Here is a 17,036-nt window from a genome sequence, read left to right as displayed (position 1 = left end):
TTACGTTACTGAAGTGATAATTCGTATGATGTCTTCAGGCGTGTGGGCTATTGCATGGGGATGATGCTGTAAAAGCAACGCAACAGGTCTATAGCCCCAGCTTACGCCAATGCTATACATACCACATGCATGCGCCATCTCAATGTCCGTAGCCGAATCACCAATCATGGCAATCTGTGTTGGTTCTAATTGCATGGTGCGGGCAATAAGCAGTGCACCATATGGGTCAGGCTTGCGGGGGATGGAATCTTGCAGCCCTAAAATTGTGCTGAATGCAATACCTGAAAAATAGTATTCAACCATTGCTACAGTAAACTCATGTGATTTATTTGAAAAAACGGAAATCTTGATTTTTTTGTGCGATAGTTCCTGTAAAAGGTCATACACACCTGGATACTGTTTTGTTTCTCTGTTCCAGTTTTTTGCATACTCATCTTTCAATTCAGCAACAAGCTTTGTAATATCTTTATCTGAACAGGTTTCCCCTACCGCACGCTGGATGAGCATTGCCATCCCATCACCAATAAACTGGTTATATTCCTCCACCGGATGTGTGCGATACCCATAACGTTTCAGGACACTGTTTACACTGTATGCCAAATCTGCTATAGTATCCAGAAGTGTCCCATCCAGGTCAAATATGACACCGTTAATTCCCATGTCCACTTATTTGCGCCCCGATGATTCAAGCCACTTTTTAAATTTATACTGTTCAACTTTGGCATAACACCACAGGGCAAACGGTAGAATCCTGTTTACAATCATCATGCATCTGAATATTTTTGAAGGGAACACATACCGTTTATTGTGCAGAATCCCTTTGATAACTTCTTGGGCAACTTCTTGTGGTGTTTGCGTGGGAAAAGGTACCGGTGTTCCCTCACCTGCTGTTTTAAAAAATTCAGTTTTGGTTGCTATGGGATAAACCACTACAAGGTGAAAGTTTTTTTCCTTTTCAAAATTAAATGAATAGGCAAACCCATCAAGAGCAGCTTTGGTAGCTGAATATAATGCATACCCCGGCAACGGTAATTTTGCCATTGCAGAAGCAGTAAATACCATACATGCTTCTTTTCCTTTATTTATCTCCATCATCTTCTCAAGAAAATAAATTGGGGCAATATAATTAACCGACACAATTTTGTGGATATGATTGTAGTCAGCTTTTTGTAATTTTTCATAGTAGGCAAAACCAGCATTTGCAATGCAGATATCAATTTTCCCCATAATGGCAAGTGCTTTTTTAAACAACATGTCGATATCTTTTTGTTTGCTAACATCACAGCGTACTGCTTTTACATGTTTATTTTGTGCAATAGCACCGGGATTAATATCTCCAACCACAATTGTTGTATTGTATTTTGTTAATTCTTCCAGCAATGCTTTCCCTATCCCGGATGAAGCACCTGTCAATAGTATGCATTTATCGTTAAGATCCATCCTGTACCTCTCTTAAAAAATTTTTTAATTTTGTCTTACCCTATAGTAGAACTTTAATATTGCAAGAAGAATTCATTGCTACACTACACCCAATACCATTTTGCTACTTGACAATTTTCATACAGCCATTACAATCTTTTAAGGAATTTGTGGGAGAGCCATGATTAAACCACTGAAAACTATTGAAAAACTTAAAAATGGCCAGGCTGTCACCATCGTTGCTTTAGGTGACTCATTAACCTATGGATGGATGGTTGATAAGGGATATATTGATTATTTTCATGATTTTTTAAAATCACACTACCCAACTGCATCAATTAGCATAATCAATAAAGGTATACCAGGCGACACAGCCGATGGCGGATTGCACCGTGTTTCGTATGATGTCATCTCATACAATCCTGATTGCGTGCTTATACAGTTTGCTCTCAATGATTACGCATGCGGGTATTCACCACATGTATTTGGTAACTACATACGGGCAATAATCAATGCTATACAGGCACAATTGCCATCTGATATAGTACTGTTAACTTCTGTATGGTTTGGTGATTTCCCTGAAGCAAAAAATGCGTATAAATTATATGATACAATATTATCTATTGCTGATGAGTATAATCTTCCAGTATCAAAGACACATGAGTACTGGAAAAACACTGTCAACAAAGGCACACCATTACAGGAACTTGTACAGTTTGATGGCGTACACCCAACCGAAGAAGGCTACTATATAATGGCACGTGCATTACAGGATTTATTCAGCTAAAGGGATAAACTATTTCACCATTGCAGATAGTATATTCAACCTGACCAAAAAGCTCTTTTCCCATAAAAGGCGTATTCTTACATCGCGAAACAATAAAATCTTCATTGACTGTAATTTTTTTATCAGGATTGATAATTGTAATATCTGCAACCGCGCCTTCTTTAATATACCCTCTATCAATGCCTAAAATCTTACAGGGATTTATAGTAACTTTTTCAAATGCCTGTATGAAGCTAAAACCGTTCTCTTTGACAAGTACAGTAATAATTAATGGCACTGCTGTTTCAAGCCCTATAATGCCAAACGGTGCAAATGCTATCTCCTGCATCTTTTCATTGTGAAGATGAGGAGCATGGTCGGTGGCAATTACTTCAATTAAGCCATTGCGCAATCCTTCAATAATTGCCTTTCTATCTTCTTCTGTACGTAATGGCGGGTTCATTTTTGCCATGGAAAGATGTTCCGCTATGGCATCATCGGTCAGTGAAAAATAATGCGGTGCTGTCTCACAGGTTACCTGTATATTATTCCGTTTGGCCATGGCAATAATATCCAGTGAACCTTTGGATGAAACATGAGCTACATGCAATCTCCCTTTTGTTAAACGTGTAAGCAATACATCACGTGCAATCATAATCTCTTCAGCTTCACGGGGGATTCCTTTTAAACCCAAAAATATTGAATTGTTCCCTTCGTTCATTATCCCACCACCAGATAATGTGATATCCTCTGCATGCGTTATAATGGGAACGTTAAACATCCTTGAATACTCTAATGCGCGCCTCATGGTGGTTGAGTTCATAACGGGTTTACCATCATCACTGAATGCTATTGCACCACCTTCAACCAGCTCACCCATTTCAGTAAGTTCTTCACCCATTGAACCTTTCGTTATAGCTGCAACAGGATAAACATTAATTGGCCCCGATTCTGCCTGCTTTTTTATATATCGTACAAGCGCCTGATTATCAATCACGGGACTTGTATTTGGCATGGTACATACACTGGTGTACCCTGATTTAGCTGCAACTCTGGAGCCTCCTATAATAGTTTCAACATCCTCACGGCCAGGTTCTCTGAAATGGACATGCATATCCACCAGCCCGGGAACCACAATGCAATCCTTTGCATTAATAAGCTGTGCTTCATCCTTTTTAATATTCTTATCTATCGTAACTATTTTGCCGTCTGCAACAAGAATATCAAATTCTTCATCAGTTTGTGAAGCAGGGTCAATTAATCTGCCATATTTAATTAACAATTTCATTACTCAACCTCTTTCTCATCCAGTGGAGCTCCGCCTGCAAGAAGATAAAAAATAGCCATCCGTACTGCTACCCCATTGGTGACCTGTTCATTTATTATTGCATGGGAACTATCGGCCACCTCATCGTCTATTTCAATACCCCGGTTAATTGGTCCGGGATGCATCACAATAACATCTTTCTTACATCGTTTAAGGCGTTCTTTGGTCAAAGCAAAGCGTTTATGGTATTCCCGTATTGAAGGGAAAAATGAACCCTGCTGGCGTTCACGCTGTATACGCAACATGTTAATAACATTAAGATGAGGAAGTATTTCATCAAACTCATAATAAATATCAACACCATACATCCTGAATTCATCAGGAACCAGCGTGGGAGGACCAATCAGGCTAACCTTTGCTCCCAATCGCTTAAAAATCTCAATATCAGAACGAGCAACACGTGAATGAAGAATATCACCCACAATACCAATATGCAATCCATTGATAGTACCCACTATTTCCATCAGTGAGTATGCATCCAGCAGAGCTTGCGTTGGATGAGCATGGTTGCCATCCCCTGCATTAATCACTGATGATTTTATATTACGAGATAAAAAATGCGGCGCTAATGAGGCCGCATGACGCATAACAATAAAATCTGCTTTATACGCTTCCAGCGTATGCACAGTATCAATCAGAGATTCTCCTTTTACCACGCTTGATGTTTGCACCGCAATATTTATTAAATCTGCTGAAAGGCGTTTTGCTGCCAGCTCAAAACTTATGCGTGTGCGAGTTGAGGGCTCATAAAATAAAAGGCAAACAGTCTTACCTCGTAAAATTGGCACTGTTTTAATTGATCGCGTAAAAAGGGCCTTGAAATATTTTGCAGAGTTACATATTAATAAAATTTCTTCGGTAGTTAATGATTGTATATCCAGTAAGTCTTTTCTTTGTAAACCACTCATATCCTGTATTACCTTTTATTTGTTATATATCATCCCAAATAGCATAAATATTTTCAATAATTTTTTTAAATATATTTTTGATTGCACTATTATGCATACACTATACACTTGTGATCTCAGTGTACATCCTAAAAAAGGAGAATATATGAGCGACTATATTGCCTTTTATGACCTTGATCATACCATCCTTGCATCAAGTTCAGGTACACTTATCGTCAGGGACCTTTATAAAAGAGGTATGATACCATTATTATCTCTTATTAATGGTATCATACTCTCATTGTTCTATAAATCAGGCATTATCAATACACAATCATTAATAACAAATTGGGTTAGAAGATTAAAAGGAATGGAAGCCAAAACCATAGAACAGTATTCTGAAATATTTTTTGAAGAGACAGTAAAACATTACATTTATCCTCAGGCTCTTGAATCAATGTATATGCATAAAGCTAAGGGAGCATCCATTGTATTACTTTCTGCATCTCTTGATTTTATATGTAAACCGGTAATGAAACATCTTCACTTTGATGATGTTCTATGTACTGAGCTGGAAGTAAACAATGGTTACTACACCGGTTCAATAAAAGGCAATTACTGTTACGGGATAGAAAAACTTAATAGAGCCATTCAGTTTTGCACAAATCATAGCGTAGACATCAAATCTACTTATTACTATGCTGATTCTATTGCCGATATACCTGTTCTGGAAGCTGTGGGATTTCCTCAATGTGTCAATCCACAGCCAGCCTTATTAAAACTAGCTCGCTTGAAAGGCTGGCCTGTGCACAGGTGGTAATTCAATGCTTGAATCTCTGAACAATGGGTATTCGCCTTCCAACACCAAAAGCCTTGGTGGTTACCTTTAATCCTACTGGCGCCTGTTTTCGCTTATATTCATTTCGGTCGATAGTTCGCAACACAGAATATACTATGTCAGGATCAAACCCATCGCCAATAATCTGTTCTGCACTCATTTTCAATTCCACATATCGTTCAATAATCTGGTCTAGTACCTCATACGGAGGCAGTGAATCCTGATCTTTCTGATTTTCACGTAACTCTGCAGATGGTGCTTTTTCAAGTATTGATTTGGGTATTATCTCTTTATCTTTGTTAATATAATAGGATAGTGCATAAACCAGAGTCTTTGGCACATCAGAAAGCACTGCAAGGCCACCTGCCATGTCACCATATAGGGTACAGTAGCCCATTGATAATTCCGATTTATTTCCCGTGGTGAGTAACATCATACCAAATTTGTTGCTGAATGCCATCAATATATTTCCACGTATTCGTGCCTGTATATTCTCTTCTGCAATATCAAATGGTAAGTCTTTAAAGAAGGGATTTAACTCATGGATATAGGTTTCAAAAAGATTTTTTATGGGAATAGTATGGATATCTATTCCTAAATTGTGTGCCAAAGCTACTGAATCATCAACACTTCCCTTTGAAGAGAATTTGGATGGCATGGTAATCCCCAACACATTTTTGGGTCCTAAAGCCTTAACAGCCAGACATGCTGTCAATGCCGAGTCAATTCCGCCACTTAAACCTATGACAACTTTTTTAAATCCCGATTTATATACATAATCCCGTATGCCTAGAATGAGTGCTTTCTCAATGTCAGCAATGAAATCCTCCTCACAGCTTATGTGCATATATTCTTTTTCTGTATCAAACACAATGCAATCTTCCTGAAAATCTTTAGCTTTGAGTATAAAATTCCCCTTTTTATCAATAACAAAACTGTTCCCATCAAATATAAGGCTATCATTACCCCCAACCTGATTGACATAGATTACAGGCACCTTATGTTTTTTGGCAACATGCTGGATTTTAGTCCATTTTATTGAATTTTTCCCCTTTACATACGGGGATGCTGAAATATTTACCAGTACATGAGCACCTTTTTTAATACAGTTTTCAATGGGATCAACAGCATAGTGCCTGAACTCCATAAACATATCCTCGCTCAGGCTCATGTCATTCCATATATCTTCACATATGGTAACACCAATATTAATTCCTTTATAGGTAATTATCTCCTGAGATGGTGCAGGTGAAAAGTATCGTAATTCATCAAATACATCATAGGTGGGAAGGAGTGTTTTATAATGCTTTGACTGTATTTTCCCATCATACATAAAGGCTGCAGCATTATACAGCATTGGAGGATTATCATAATTATAATCTACATATCCGCAAATAATACCGCAATTACTGCTTAAAGGAGCTATTGCCTCTAATGCCCTAAGATTATCATCAATGAGTTTTTTATGCTCCAATAAATCCATAGGAGGGTACCCAATTGTAGCCATCTCAGGGAAAATAACTAAATCTGCTCCCTTTTCTTTTGCAAGAGTAACAAAATGAGAAATCTTATTACAATTCCCCTCAATATCTGCAATGATTGGATTAATTTGAGCTATCGCAATCTTCATAATAATTACCCTTTGAATGTGTCCTATTGTAAATATCCTAATATTGTCGTATGTTTCTTGTAATGATATGCTGAATAGTGTTGCTTAAAATCATTTTCAAAACCAGATCCTGTTCCTGTGTGTAAATAATAAATAATTTTTGTAATGAACCTGCATCACATATTCTTTTTAAAGAGAAAATAATTGCTGTTTTGACATATACTTCCTTTTCTTTTGGGTAATACTCAAGCAACGAAATCACTACATTTTTACCTTTAAACTGTGATAGGGCAGCTGCAGCCTCTGCGCGTATTCTAAAATCTTCATCATCTAATGACTCTATAATCAGCGGTAGTGTGCGTTCATCACGTATTACCCCCAAGGCATAGACTGCATAAATGCGCAAGCTTCTGTTTTCTTCATTGTGCACAATATGTTGTAATCCCCTCATATCACCTAAATTTTTAGCATTTATAAGTGCTTTTATTATCTTTCGTTTTATATAAACTTCTCGTTCAGTTAACAACTGCCGTGATAAATATATAGTACTTTCTTTAGATAGAAAGACTGACAGAGCATCAACTGCAGCATCCCGCACAAGATCAGAATAATCTGATAGTGCACGGACAAAAATATAATATGCTATCCTATCATGCAAAGCTGATAAAACATTTATAGCTTTTACCCGTACTTCCTCATTTTCATCATTTGAGGCAATCGAGCGCACATATGGCAAAGCAGCGCTGATTTCATTATGGACAACACAATCAAGGGCAAAATACCGCACCGATTTATTGTTATCCTGAAGAAGCCTGACAATAATTTCATAAAACCTATTGTCATAGAGATGGTACAGCGCTTCTAATGCATATATTCTCTGGATAACATCATCACTTATGGCTAAACGGATAATATACGGGTACATTCTATCATCACCATTCTTTTTTAGCGCCAGTATGACTGATTCCCTCACTGCAAAAAATGGTGATGGCAAAAATTCAATTATCACCGGCAACACTTTTTTATCATGCATATCAGATAGTATTTCAATAACCATTTGCTGTACTGTTATTGAATGTACTGAATGCAATATATCCTTAAAAAATTCTATATTAGTTCGTACTTTACTTTTTTTCAATACCTGTAATGCCTGTATCTTTTGATCGTTATCTTTCCCTTTGACAATTAACTCTTTCAATTTCAGGATGCATTCATCAGAAAGGTCAATATAACTATCTTCTACATTATTCGCAAGTGCCGTAATACATTCATCACTTGCAAAACTTACCGTATAGGCAATAAAAACAAAAGCTACTACAATACTTATTTTCTTCATAAAGATGACACCATCATAGTATAGTCAGGTTACAGTAAAATAGTGCAGATTTATAATCAATAAAAAAACCCGACCCTCCTGGGCCGGGATATAAAGGACATATCATAGTAAAAGTACTATTTCAATACACCACTGAAATAATGTGTCACCAGTGAATTAATAACCTCTTTGTCAGTAACATCCTTTTTTTCCTTATCAAACTGGTATACCAAAAACATTACCGAGCCAATAAGCATAATTGCAGTAATTTCTGAATTTAGCGTCTTCTTGTAAAGGCCTTTTTTCTTTATCTCTTCTATATCCCGAGAAACAATATTAATCAAATGTTTTAAAAACTGGTCAACACGTTCAATTACCTCTTCATCTATGCCTACAATATCTTTAAATATGAGCTTAATTACGATTGGCTCACTTAAAATAGCCTTGATACATTCAGTTATCCTATCAGTATTGAATTTGATTATATCCTTCTGTGATGGATTGTCTTTTAAAAGATCCCTGAGATCATCAGGATCAAGAATATCATCAATAGTTTCTTCAATAGATTCCATAATTGCATAGAGGATTTCTCTTTTATTACCAAAATACTGATATACTGTCCCCCGGGCAATATTCAATTCTTCACAGACCTGCCCTATATGGGTACTCTGGAAACCCTTCTCTATAAACATCTTTTTAGCAATATCTACAATTTGTTGTCGCCGTTTTTGTCCTTTTGCTGGCATCTGTATACCCCTTTAAATAAATTCTATTTAATTTCACCTTTTACACGAAGCAATTCTTCTTTGATTGGTTGCAAAGCTTCCTGAAGTTCCTTAATCATTCTTTCAGCTTTTTCCTGCAATTCTTTACTCATATACTATATATTCCTTTTATTTTCGATAATCATCTATCCTTATTATACATATCGTTAACATTTTCATTATTTTATATAAAAAAAGATTCTTTACTATAAACGTTATACATAGCATACTTTTTTGCGTCAACAACTTTTTATAATTTTAATATTGTTATAATTCAACACTTTACTGTAATAAGAACACTTTACAGTAGCTTTTTTATCGGTACTATATAGCACAGTCAGCTTCTTCTATTTTATAATTAAAATTTTAGGTATAATCATTTGCCTTAGCTAATGTTCAGCAATTCATCAATATGCTTGCGTATTTCACTATTATCAGGCTTAAGTGAAAGAGCTTTTTTTAGAAATTTTTTTGCCAGATTATATTCCCCTCTTTTGTAATAAACATACCCCAATGTATCGTTATATGCTGCATTGTTGGGAGCATGGGATACTGCTTTTTTAGCCATTTCCAAAGCCTTACTCAGATTACCATTTGGGATAAGTGCCCAAATATACGCTATAGCATTGCAGGCATTCACATTATCAGGGTTATGTTCAAGTATCCTTTCATACAGCTGCAAAGCCTGGCGATAGTTACCCTTTTTCTCAAGTGCAAATGCCTTCATCTGGATAATAGCATCATCCTGGTCATTTTGTTGCTGCAATTCATCTAAAGCCTTGTCATAATCCCCTTTCTGCAATAATGCAAATATATACACCTTACGAACCTGTCGTATATCTATAAATGTCATCGGCAATGACATACACCGCTTCAGGTAATCAATAGCGCCTTCATAATCCTGCAAATGAATACAGACAATTGCTAAATTGTACAATACTACAGGGTTTTCTGCATCCATTGATTCAAGCTTATGCAAGGTATTTTTAGCGTGAGCAAAATCCTTTTTATAATTAAGAAGATGGGTGACCTGATCAAGCAATGCTGTAATCTGTTTGTGTATGTCTAATTCTTCCATATATGATTTGTTATCTCTCTTGTTTTCAATCGATCTATAAAGTCATAATCCGTACAATCTATAGTCAATGGGGTTACTACAATATATCCATTCCGTAACTCAGTAACATCGCTCCCTGTTTTTTCATCATTTTCAATTGTACCATCCAATTCCATGTCAAAATTATTATTCTTGCTTTGTATAATGCGATATGAATCACGATAAAATCGTTTCCCCAAACTTGTATACTGCACACCTTTTATGGCAGATCGTGGCAGGTCGGGATAGTTGATATTCAAAAAAAGTGGTTTTTTACTATGCAGGGGAAAATCTTTTAACAGTTCCAGTACAAATAATGAGGCATCGTAAAAATAATCTGACTCTTCATAACTATCTATTGACAAAGCAATGCCACTGACACCAAAAATATATGCTGTCCTGGCACCTGCAACCGTTCCTGAAAAATATATATCATCACCCAGATTAGGACCGTGATTAATACCTGATATCACAAGATCAACTGGTGGAATAAGCCCCCCATGTAATCCTATATTGACACAATCAGCAGTAAACCCATCAACAGCAAAGGTAAATTCATCTAGTTGTTCAACCTTTATTGATTTACGTATCTGAATTGCGTTAGAACATCCGCTTCGTTCTTTATCAGGAGCTATCGCATATACCGAATAATTGTCCGATAAAACTTTTTTCAAAATCTGCAATCCCCTGGCATGAATGCCATCATCATTAGTTATCAGAATATTCATAATGTTCTCTTAATTTAATATTTTCTTTACTGCTATCATACGCATGTGCTATATAATACAATATACATCACTTGTGCGTGTGTAACATTATGCCTGTATACGAATATAGATGCAATACATGTCATCATATCTACAGTGAGCTCAAAAAAATGGGAGATAGTAACTGTCCACCCTGCCCGCAGTGCCACTCTCATGACACAGAAAAAATCATTTCGCTTGTCAGCACTATTCGTGGTCAATCATCATGTTCTGGTTGTTCTGGGAAAAACTGCGCTCACTGTAAATAATCCATTACTTTTTAAAAAAGATTACTTATTTATGCAACATTACCGCAACGTATCAACTATTTTGAAATATTTTTTATTAATAATGGTAAGAATGATAGCACCACAACAAACTGTACAGGTGATTATAGGAATTAAATAATAGATTTTACCGGTAAAACTTATACAAAAAAAGAAAAGAGCAAAAAATTCTTTCTTGGTAAAATATTTCATACTGAGAGCAAACTTAACCAACAAATCATCTGGAGGTAATTTCTGTAAAAACTCCTTATCGTATGCAACCAGTGATCCTGATTCACTGAATTTTCGCAAATACCATACGATCATACCAATAAACCAGAACAAACCCACAAAAAGCAACGTTACTATTATACTGGCTGCAAGTGTCGAGGTATTTTTAAAATATAATACTGATACGGCAATTAAGAATAAAAGCAGTGTGCCATTATCCCCAATCGTATCAAGCCATCCACCAATTTTTGAAACTTTGAATGTAAATTTAGCAACTTCACCATCCACGCCATCAAACACTGATGCCAGTTGAAACAGGAGCCCCCCTAAAACTATCTGCCAGTATGACCCCTGTAGTACATAATATGCACTTAAAAAACCCACCATCATATTGATCATAGTAAGTATATTGGGATGTATCCTTGTTTTGGCCAGTTGCAAACTAATTGGGATGGAAATTCGTTTATTAATATTTTTTGCAATATACCCGCCAGTATTGTCTATGATATATTTCACAACCAGAAATTCAGCTTTCTTTAAATCTTCATCAGTGGAAATTATAAATTGTTTATCATTTAAAACTGGTTCAAATAATCCCTTGTTTTGCCTAAAGTAATCATTAAAATTTTCAAAATAATGAGGCTGTACAAACAGGTTTGATGGCACATACAAAGACCCTTTTTCAGGGACATCACCCGGTAAGCACTGCTGTAGGTGAATCTTCCTTTTTTTTATATGTGGCGCTATTGTATGTTCATAAAATATTTTTTCCTGTTCATCTAACATAATATATATTTGTTTAATCCCAACTTTTTGAAGTGTATAAATCAGCCGTTCAAGGATATATAAACCACAGATCTTTTTTTTAGTGTTATATCTTTGAAGACTATAAATATATGCTTTTTGTATCATGTCATTACCCTTTTAAGGAATTCTTAACCCAGTTTTACTGCGCCATAAATCATCCAGTAATTATATCTTAAAACCTTTTTTTACATAATTACGTCAAGATGTTTTTATATGACATTGATATAACATTTTACTTGACTTTAATACTTTAGATATTGTATAATTACTCTTACCATGTAAGTATATCATCTTAATGTTTTTTATAAAGGAGATATCATTATGAAATATGTAAATTTCTTTTTGTCTATTATTTTTCTTGTTGTATGCTTAATACTTTACTCAGCTCCACACGCACAGGAAAATCCAGAGAAACAATTTAATCCTCTCTATGATGCGGAAGCAGTTATCCAGCGATTAAGCTATGATAATTTTAAAAATATAAAATTGCTCAGAACTGCTATCTATAATTTTGGTGGTGGCGAACAGGAATTTAATAGTTTAGTAGATACATATGCTGAAGCAAGCGCACTGTATTTCAGAAATGAGATGATAGCTTCTGCTAATCTTTTTACAAAAAATGAAAAAGATATTAAAGAAGTAGCCATGAGATTGGCAAAGCTCTATAAGGAACAGGCTGAAAAGCTTCATATTCAGGTTATAAAAATGGGAGTCCGTCATTCTCTCAAAGCTTCAATTGAACAGACAAAGCCAAATCCATCTGTTGATCCTCTTATTAGCAATGCAAGTTATGGTATTAAAATTGCAAATGATTATCTGGTCAGGTCAAAGCCAATAGATGCCATCTATTATTTCCGGAGAGCAAAGGAAAATTGCTTTAAAGTTTACCAGGTACTTGGCGAACAGTTGCCTGAAGAATATAAGAAAGATATTGTTGATAATCAGAACAAGATCTATATAGCAAAAGAAAAGAAAAATTAATTTATTAATTGGAATCACATATCTTTCTTACCCTTTAACGTATGCAAGGCTGTTATCCTGACAGTTGCATTGCTGTGGGTAAGCAGTTCAACAATTTTATCCCTGTCCTTTTCTTCAATTGTATATGCCTGTAAAGCTTGTAATATGGCAATCAGAAGAGATGGTGGATTATTTTCTTCTTGTAACATCTGGATAAGTTTACTGTATAATGCAGTATCTTTGATAGTAAGATGTGACAGCACAGCAAACTTAACACTTATAGATGGATCATCTAGAGCCTTAATAATAATATTCATATGAATATACTTTGTTGAGTAGTCATCAATACTTAGTAATCCTATGATAGATGCTTCTCTGATTAGCCAATCGTCGTTATTGAAATTATAAATAAAAATAGATACGTCACGGGGATCGCGGTAGTGAGATAATGTACGCAAAGCATTCCATCGCACATTGTCATTCTGGCTATTGAGGGCTAAATCCCTTATATAAACACGTGCCCGTTTGATTGGCCTTTTAGAAAGTATTTGCAAAGCTTCAATTTTTACAGCATTATGCGGATCATGTAAAGCTTGAATAATAAGGTTTTCAGCTCTTTCACCTTTAATTGATGCAACCGCCTTTATAGCTTCTAACCGGGTTTTCCAGTTATCACTTTTGTATCCATTTTCATAGTATAACAGAACAGAATCATATCCGGTAATAGGCTTGATGGAATTACATGACCCAATCAAAATACTGAGCATCCATATCAACAATCCATTAAAAATCTTTTTTCCGCAGGAGCTGGTCAATTAATCCTTCCTCCTGTTTAATCTTGATAATAATATTTCTCTTTTCATCAATTACATAACTATCAAACCACTTGGGCAACATATAATCAGGAACTGTAACGGGTTCTTCAGGAGGTTGTTGATAGGAAACCCTTGTTTCTTCTCTATCTTTTAATATATATGATTTTAATATATTTGTATCCCTGTTTGCAACTTCTACTTCGCCTTTGAAAACCACAACCTTGGTTTCAAATTGTGTTGCTATAATGCCAAAATCAGTACCCCTTACCCCCGCAATTGCTGTAGGTGTATAAACAATCACACTGCTGCCCTTTATTGTTTTTGCTGCAATTACCCGCAATTTGCCGGTAATCATTTGAATTTTTGTAGGCTGATCGGCCTCTTTTAATCTGATATCCTTAACATATAGCACCGATATCTCCCGGATAAACAGTTTGCTTCCATCATTTAATAAAACAGATACAAACGATTTTCTTCCAGTCCTGATTTTATCTGTATCTTCCAGTATTGTCCCCTCATCAGGAATTATTCGTTTTCCTGAAGCTGATGTAATATCAACATCCCCCGACAAATCCAGGATTTTCCCCACCGGCTTTGCCATTGCATTAACAGTAAAAAACAGGGATAAAATGATTATTACACTATTCCTTATACATTGCTTCATAATTGCTCTCCTCCAACACAGAACATTATGATAATAAACATCCCTTTCAAGAGCCTCATGGGTGCCTTTATAATGAATAGCACTGAGGTTCTCCAGGTCACTATTCATTGCAAATTTCTCTATACGTTTCTATCCCCAACATTCATGGTATACTATGACAACAGAGATTTTACTACATAATACTCTTTTCGGTACCATGAAATGCAATAATTTACTGTCTGCTTAAATCGTATACCAACTGATATTGATAGTAAAACTTTTTAATACGTTCAATATAGCCCTTGGTCTCAGCAAATGGGGTCATAACAGTGAACATGTCTTCATTATCGTAACGCCATTTCAATACATTGCCTATACCCGCATTATATGCAGCCGAAACCAATGTAATATCATTTTTCAAATTTTTCATTAACCAGGAAATATAATATGTTCCCAATTCTATGGACACACAGGGATCCTTTAACATTTCCTTATTAATCTGGCCAACTCCTATTTTTTTAGCTATTTCTTTTGCAGTAGGCATCATTAATTGCATAAGGCCTATAGCACCTGCTGAGGATTCAGCATAGGGGTTGAAGAAGGATTCAGCTTTCATCACAGCATAAATCAAAGGTTCACGTATATCATACTTTTGTGAAGACTGTGTTACACATTGAACAAATGGCTTTGGTAAAATGCTTTCTATTGTATCATCATGCATTAAAAATATATTTTCTTTTATATCTAACCGCTTTAAAAGCTGAACTAAACCCTGAGCTGAAAGAAAATAATTTTTATACTTTAATCCAAAAAGGTATTGTAGCACATATACATCATTGGTATCGGAATCAGTGTATAAAACCAATTCTCTATTTATTCCCTCACTGTACCCTATTGAAAAGTAATGTTCAATCCTGGTAACTATCTCACCTGGAATGTGTAATGATAGCTTCCCATCACGTGTGGGAATATGATTATACTGTATTTCACGAGATTTTGGAAAATATTTTTTTATCATGCCCAGCCGCTGTAAGCGTTTTTTATTTTCTCGCTCTTTATAGGTTAACATAGCATGGGTAAAAAGAGTAGCTACCAGATTATCTGTTTGAAGCGCCATTGAAAAATCAGATGAAAGCTTTTCCATTGAATACTGCGATGATAGTCGCTCAAGCAATATCCATGTATAAGCAGAATGAGGCAAAAACGCTATCATAGAATAGGCTATTGCAGCAGCTTCATCCGGATTTTCTGGATTTTTTAGATTATAAAGCCAGAAACACACCTCATCAGCATATTTCCCTCTTGTACCAAATGTAGAATAATATTTCTCAAGATAATATAATGCAGTTTTTGTATTGGTGATAGTATTTTTGGAAAACAACCACAATAATTCCTGTGTAGCCGTGTCATCAGGATAGTGTGCCACATATTCATCTACAAGCTTAGGATCTGTTTCTTTTCTCTGGACAGCATAGAGTGCTTTATAATACAGCACCTTCTGTTTAAATTTTGGATTTTCAGCATTTTCCAGTTTTGCCAGCCACTGCATGGCCTGTCCCTTTTTATCATTATACCATAATGTATCCACTATGGTAGCAGCAATATCATACCGATAATCGGTTCCCTGATATACATCATATATTGTTTTCAAGGAATCCCATTTACCCAACTGACATAATGTTTTTATCCGTATCAGATCAAGATGAAATTTTTTTGTGCTATCGGCCGTAATGTGTAAAAGGCTTTGATCTATAGAAACAATATCCTGGTAATTTTTTGTATTATACAAAGCTTCAATAATAAGCAGTGTTTCATCAGGGTTTAATGAAATATCAGGATTTTTAGTTGCAATCTGTAATATCCGCTTTGCTGCAATTTCAGATTGCCAGCTTGCTGTGCTTATTTTTAATAGGTTATAATAGCTATCCACTGCATCAGGATATTTGTCCTGCTTCTCATACAGTGAAGCTAATTTTATATACAACCATGCCAGCGAGTCTACATCTTTAAATTTTGAAATACTCTTCTGTAATACCTTTTCAGCCTGTCCAAACTGTTTCAGTTGTCCTAACGCTTCAGCTTTAAGTATCTGTGCATCACGGAATACTCCTGTTTTTTCATTTTTCATCAAATCAATTAATTTTATTACATATCCATATTCCTGATAGTACATGAATCCTTTTGCAATTTCATATATTGCATCATTATATAAATATGATTTTAGAGCAAAACGGCTAACAAATCGATAGACTGGCTGCGGATATAGAGATAATTTTGTAGCTCTCCGTTCAACAAAACAGCTATTAGCAAAGTGATATATTGACTTCTTATAGTCTTTAGCATCCTTATACGCCAATCCCAACATGAAATGTTCAGTGTACGATAGCTCCCCTTTCTGTTCTAATGTTTGAATTATAGTTTTATTATTGCTATAGAATCCTAATTCAGATAACCCCTGCGGCAAAACAACATCAGAACAGGAAAGAAATGAAAATATACCTAACGTTAATAGAGTAACCATCCATGTATATGTTCTTATAATCATGA

17 protein-coding genes are annotated in these 17,036 nt (G+C 35.5%); 4 read left to right on the top strand and 13 right to left on the bottom strand.

Annotated features, from left to right (window positions below; genetic code table 11):
- Both AB1444_03075 and AB1444_03070 read right to left on the bottom strand, forming a co-directional pair.
- Entirely contained in the window at window positions 1-660 is a 660-nt protein-coding gene (locus tag AB1444_03075; protein MEW6525632.1) for an HAD family hydrolase, read from the bottom strand.
- Window positions 661-666: 6 nt separating this feature from the next.
- Window positions 667-1,440 (bottom strand): SDR family oxidoreductase, encoded by a 774-nt coding sequence (locus tag AB1444_03070; GenBank protein ID MEW6525631.1) that lies wholly within the window; start codon window positions 1,438-1,440, stop codon window positions 667-669.
- A gap of 160 nt (window positions 1,441-1,600) precedes the next feature.
- Between AB1444_03070 and AB1444_03065 the strand changes: the two genes are divergently transcribed.
- Window positions 1,601-2,206 (top strand): GDSL-type esterase/lipase family protein, encoded by a 606-nt coding sequence (locus AB1444_03065; GenBank protein MEW6525630.1) that lies wholly within the window; start codon window positions 1,601-1,603, stop codon window positions 2,204-2,206.
- Here the strand turns inward: AB1444_03065 and AB1444_03060 are convergent.
- Window positions 2,199-3,473, bottom strand: a complete 1,275-nt coding sequence (locus AB1444_03060) for a dihydroorotase (protein MEW6525629.1) — start codon at window positions 3,471-3,473, stop codon at window positions 2,199-2,201. The two genes, AB1444_03065 and AB1444_03060, sit on opposite strands and share 8 nt — an antisense overlap.
- On the bottom strand, window positions 3,473-4,420 hold the full coding sequence (locus AB1444_03055) for an aspartate carbamoyltransferase catalytic subunit (protein ID MEW6525628.1): 948 nt from the start codon (window positions 4,418-4,420) through the stop codon (window positions 3,473-3,475). The genes AB1444_03060 and AB1444_03055 overlap by 1 nt, the downstream gene beginning before the upstream one ends.
- Window positions 4,421-4,565: 145 nt before the next feature.
- Between AB1444_03055 and AB1444_03050 the strand changes: the two genes are divergently transcribed.
- The gene (locus AB1444_03050; protein MEW6525627.1) at window positions 4,566-5,219 is read left to right on the top strand and encodes an HAD family hydrolase; all 654 of its coding nucleotides are present in this window, start codon (window positions 4,566-4,568) and stop codon (window positions 5,217-5,219) included.
- A 1-nt stretch (window position 5,220) separates the two neighbouring features.
- Here the strand turns inward: AB1444_03050 and AB1444_03045 are convergent, their stop codons facing one another.
- From AB1444_03045 to surE, 5 genes are all read right to left on the bottom strand, one after another.
- Window positions 5,221-6,867 (bottom strand): NAD+ synthase, encoded by a 1,647-nt coding sequence (locus AB1444_03045; protein MEW6525626.1) that lies wholly within the window; start codon window positions 6,865-6,867, stop codon window positions 5,221-5,223.
- Between the two features lie 37 nt (window positions 6,868-6,904).
- Window positions 6,905-8,182 carry a HEAT repeat domain-containing protein gene (locus tag AB1444_03040; protein ID MEW6525625.1) on the bottom strand — a complete coding sequence of 426 codons (1,278 nt, stop codon included), beginning with the start codon at window positions 8,180-8,182 and terminating at the stop codon, window positions 6,905-6,907.
- Between the two features lie 116 nt (window positions 8,183-8,298).
- Entirely contained in the window at window positions 8,299-8,907 is a 609-nt protein-coding gene (locus AB1444_03035) for a TetR/AcrR family transcriptional regulator (GenBank protein MEW6525624.1), read from the bottom strand.
- A 403-nt stretch (window positions 8,908-9,310) separates the two neighbouring features.
- The gene (locus tag AB1444_03030) at window positions 9,311-10,003 is read right to left on the bottom strand and encodes a tetratricopeptide repeat protein (GenBank protein MEW6525623.1); all 693 of its coding nucleotides are present in this window, start codon (window positions 10,001-10,003) and stop codon (window positions 9,311-9,313) included.
- The gene (surE, locus tag AB1444_03025) at window positions 9,991-10,749 is read right to left on the bottom strand and encodes a 5'/3'-nucleotidase SurE (protein ID MEW6525622.1); all 759 of its coding nucleotides are present in this window, start codon (window positions 10,747-10,749) and stop codon (window positions 9,991-9,993) included. Before surE ends, AB1444_03030 begins: the two co-directional genes overlap by 13 nt.
- Before the next feature lie 89 nt (window positions 10,750-10,838).
- Here surE and AB1444_03020 point away from each other — a divergent pair, with 89 nt between their 5' ends.
- A complete protein-coding gene (locus AB1444_03020) occupies window positions 10,839-11,036 on the top strand; it encodes a zinc ribbon domain-containing protein (protein ID MEW6525621.1) in 198 nt (65 codons plus the stop codon).
- A 39-nt stretch (window positions 11,037-11,075) separates the two neighbouring features.
- Here AB1444_03020 and AB1444_03015 read toward each other — a convergent pair whose 3' ends face one another.
- A complete protein-coding gene (locus tag AB1444_03015; protein ID MEW6525620.1) occupies window positions 11,076-12,176 on the bottom strand; it encodes a CDP-alcohol phosphatidyltransferase family protein in 1,101 nt (366 codons plus the stop codon).
- Between the two features lie 216 nt (window positions 12,177-12,392).
- On the opposite strand from AB1444_03015, the gene AB1444_03010 reads away from it, so the two are divergent.
- Complete coding sequence (locus AB1444_03010) at window positions 12,393-13,052, top strand: hypothetical protein (protein MEW6525619.1); 660 nt, start codon at window positions 12,393-12,395, stop codon at window positions 13,050-13,052.
- A gap of 14 nt (window positions 13,053-13,066) precedes the next feature.
- Here the strand turns inward: AB1444_03010 and AB1444_03005 are convergent, their stop codons facing one another.
- The 3 genes from AB1444_03005 to AB1444_02995 form a co-directional block, all read right to left on the bottom strand.
- Entirely contained in the window at window positions 13,067-13,846 is a 780-nt protein-coding gene (locus AB1444_03005) for a HEAT repeat domain-containing protein (GenBank protein ID MEW6525618.1), read from the bottom strand.
- A complete protein-coding gene (locus AB1444_03000) occupies window positions 13,815-14,510 on the bottom strand; it encodes a FecR family protein (protein ID MEW6525617.1) in 696 nt (231 codons plus the stop codon). Before AB1444_03000 ends, AB1444_03005 begins: the two co-directional genes overlap by 32 nt.
- 211 nt (window positions 14,511-14,721) lie before the next feature.
- Entirely contained in the window at window positions 14,722-17,034 is a 2,313-nt protein-coding gene (locus tag AB1444_02995) for a lytic transglycosylase domain-containing protein (protein MEW6525616.1), read from the bottom strand.
- Window positions 17,035-17,036 lie beyond the last annotated feature (2 nt).

It is taken from the genome of Spirochaetota bacterium (assembly GCA_040756435.1).
Classification (GTDB): Bacteria; Spirochaetota; UBA4802; order UBA4802; family UB4802; genus UBA4802.
Note: the sequence above shows the minus strand (reverse complement) of the source record. Positions and strands in the feature narration are given on the sequence as shown.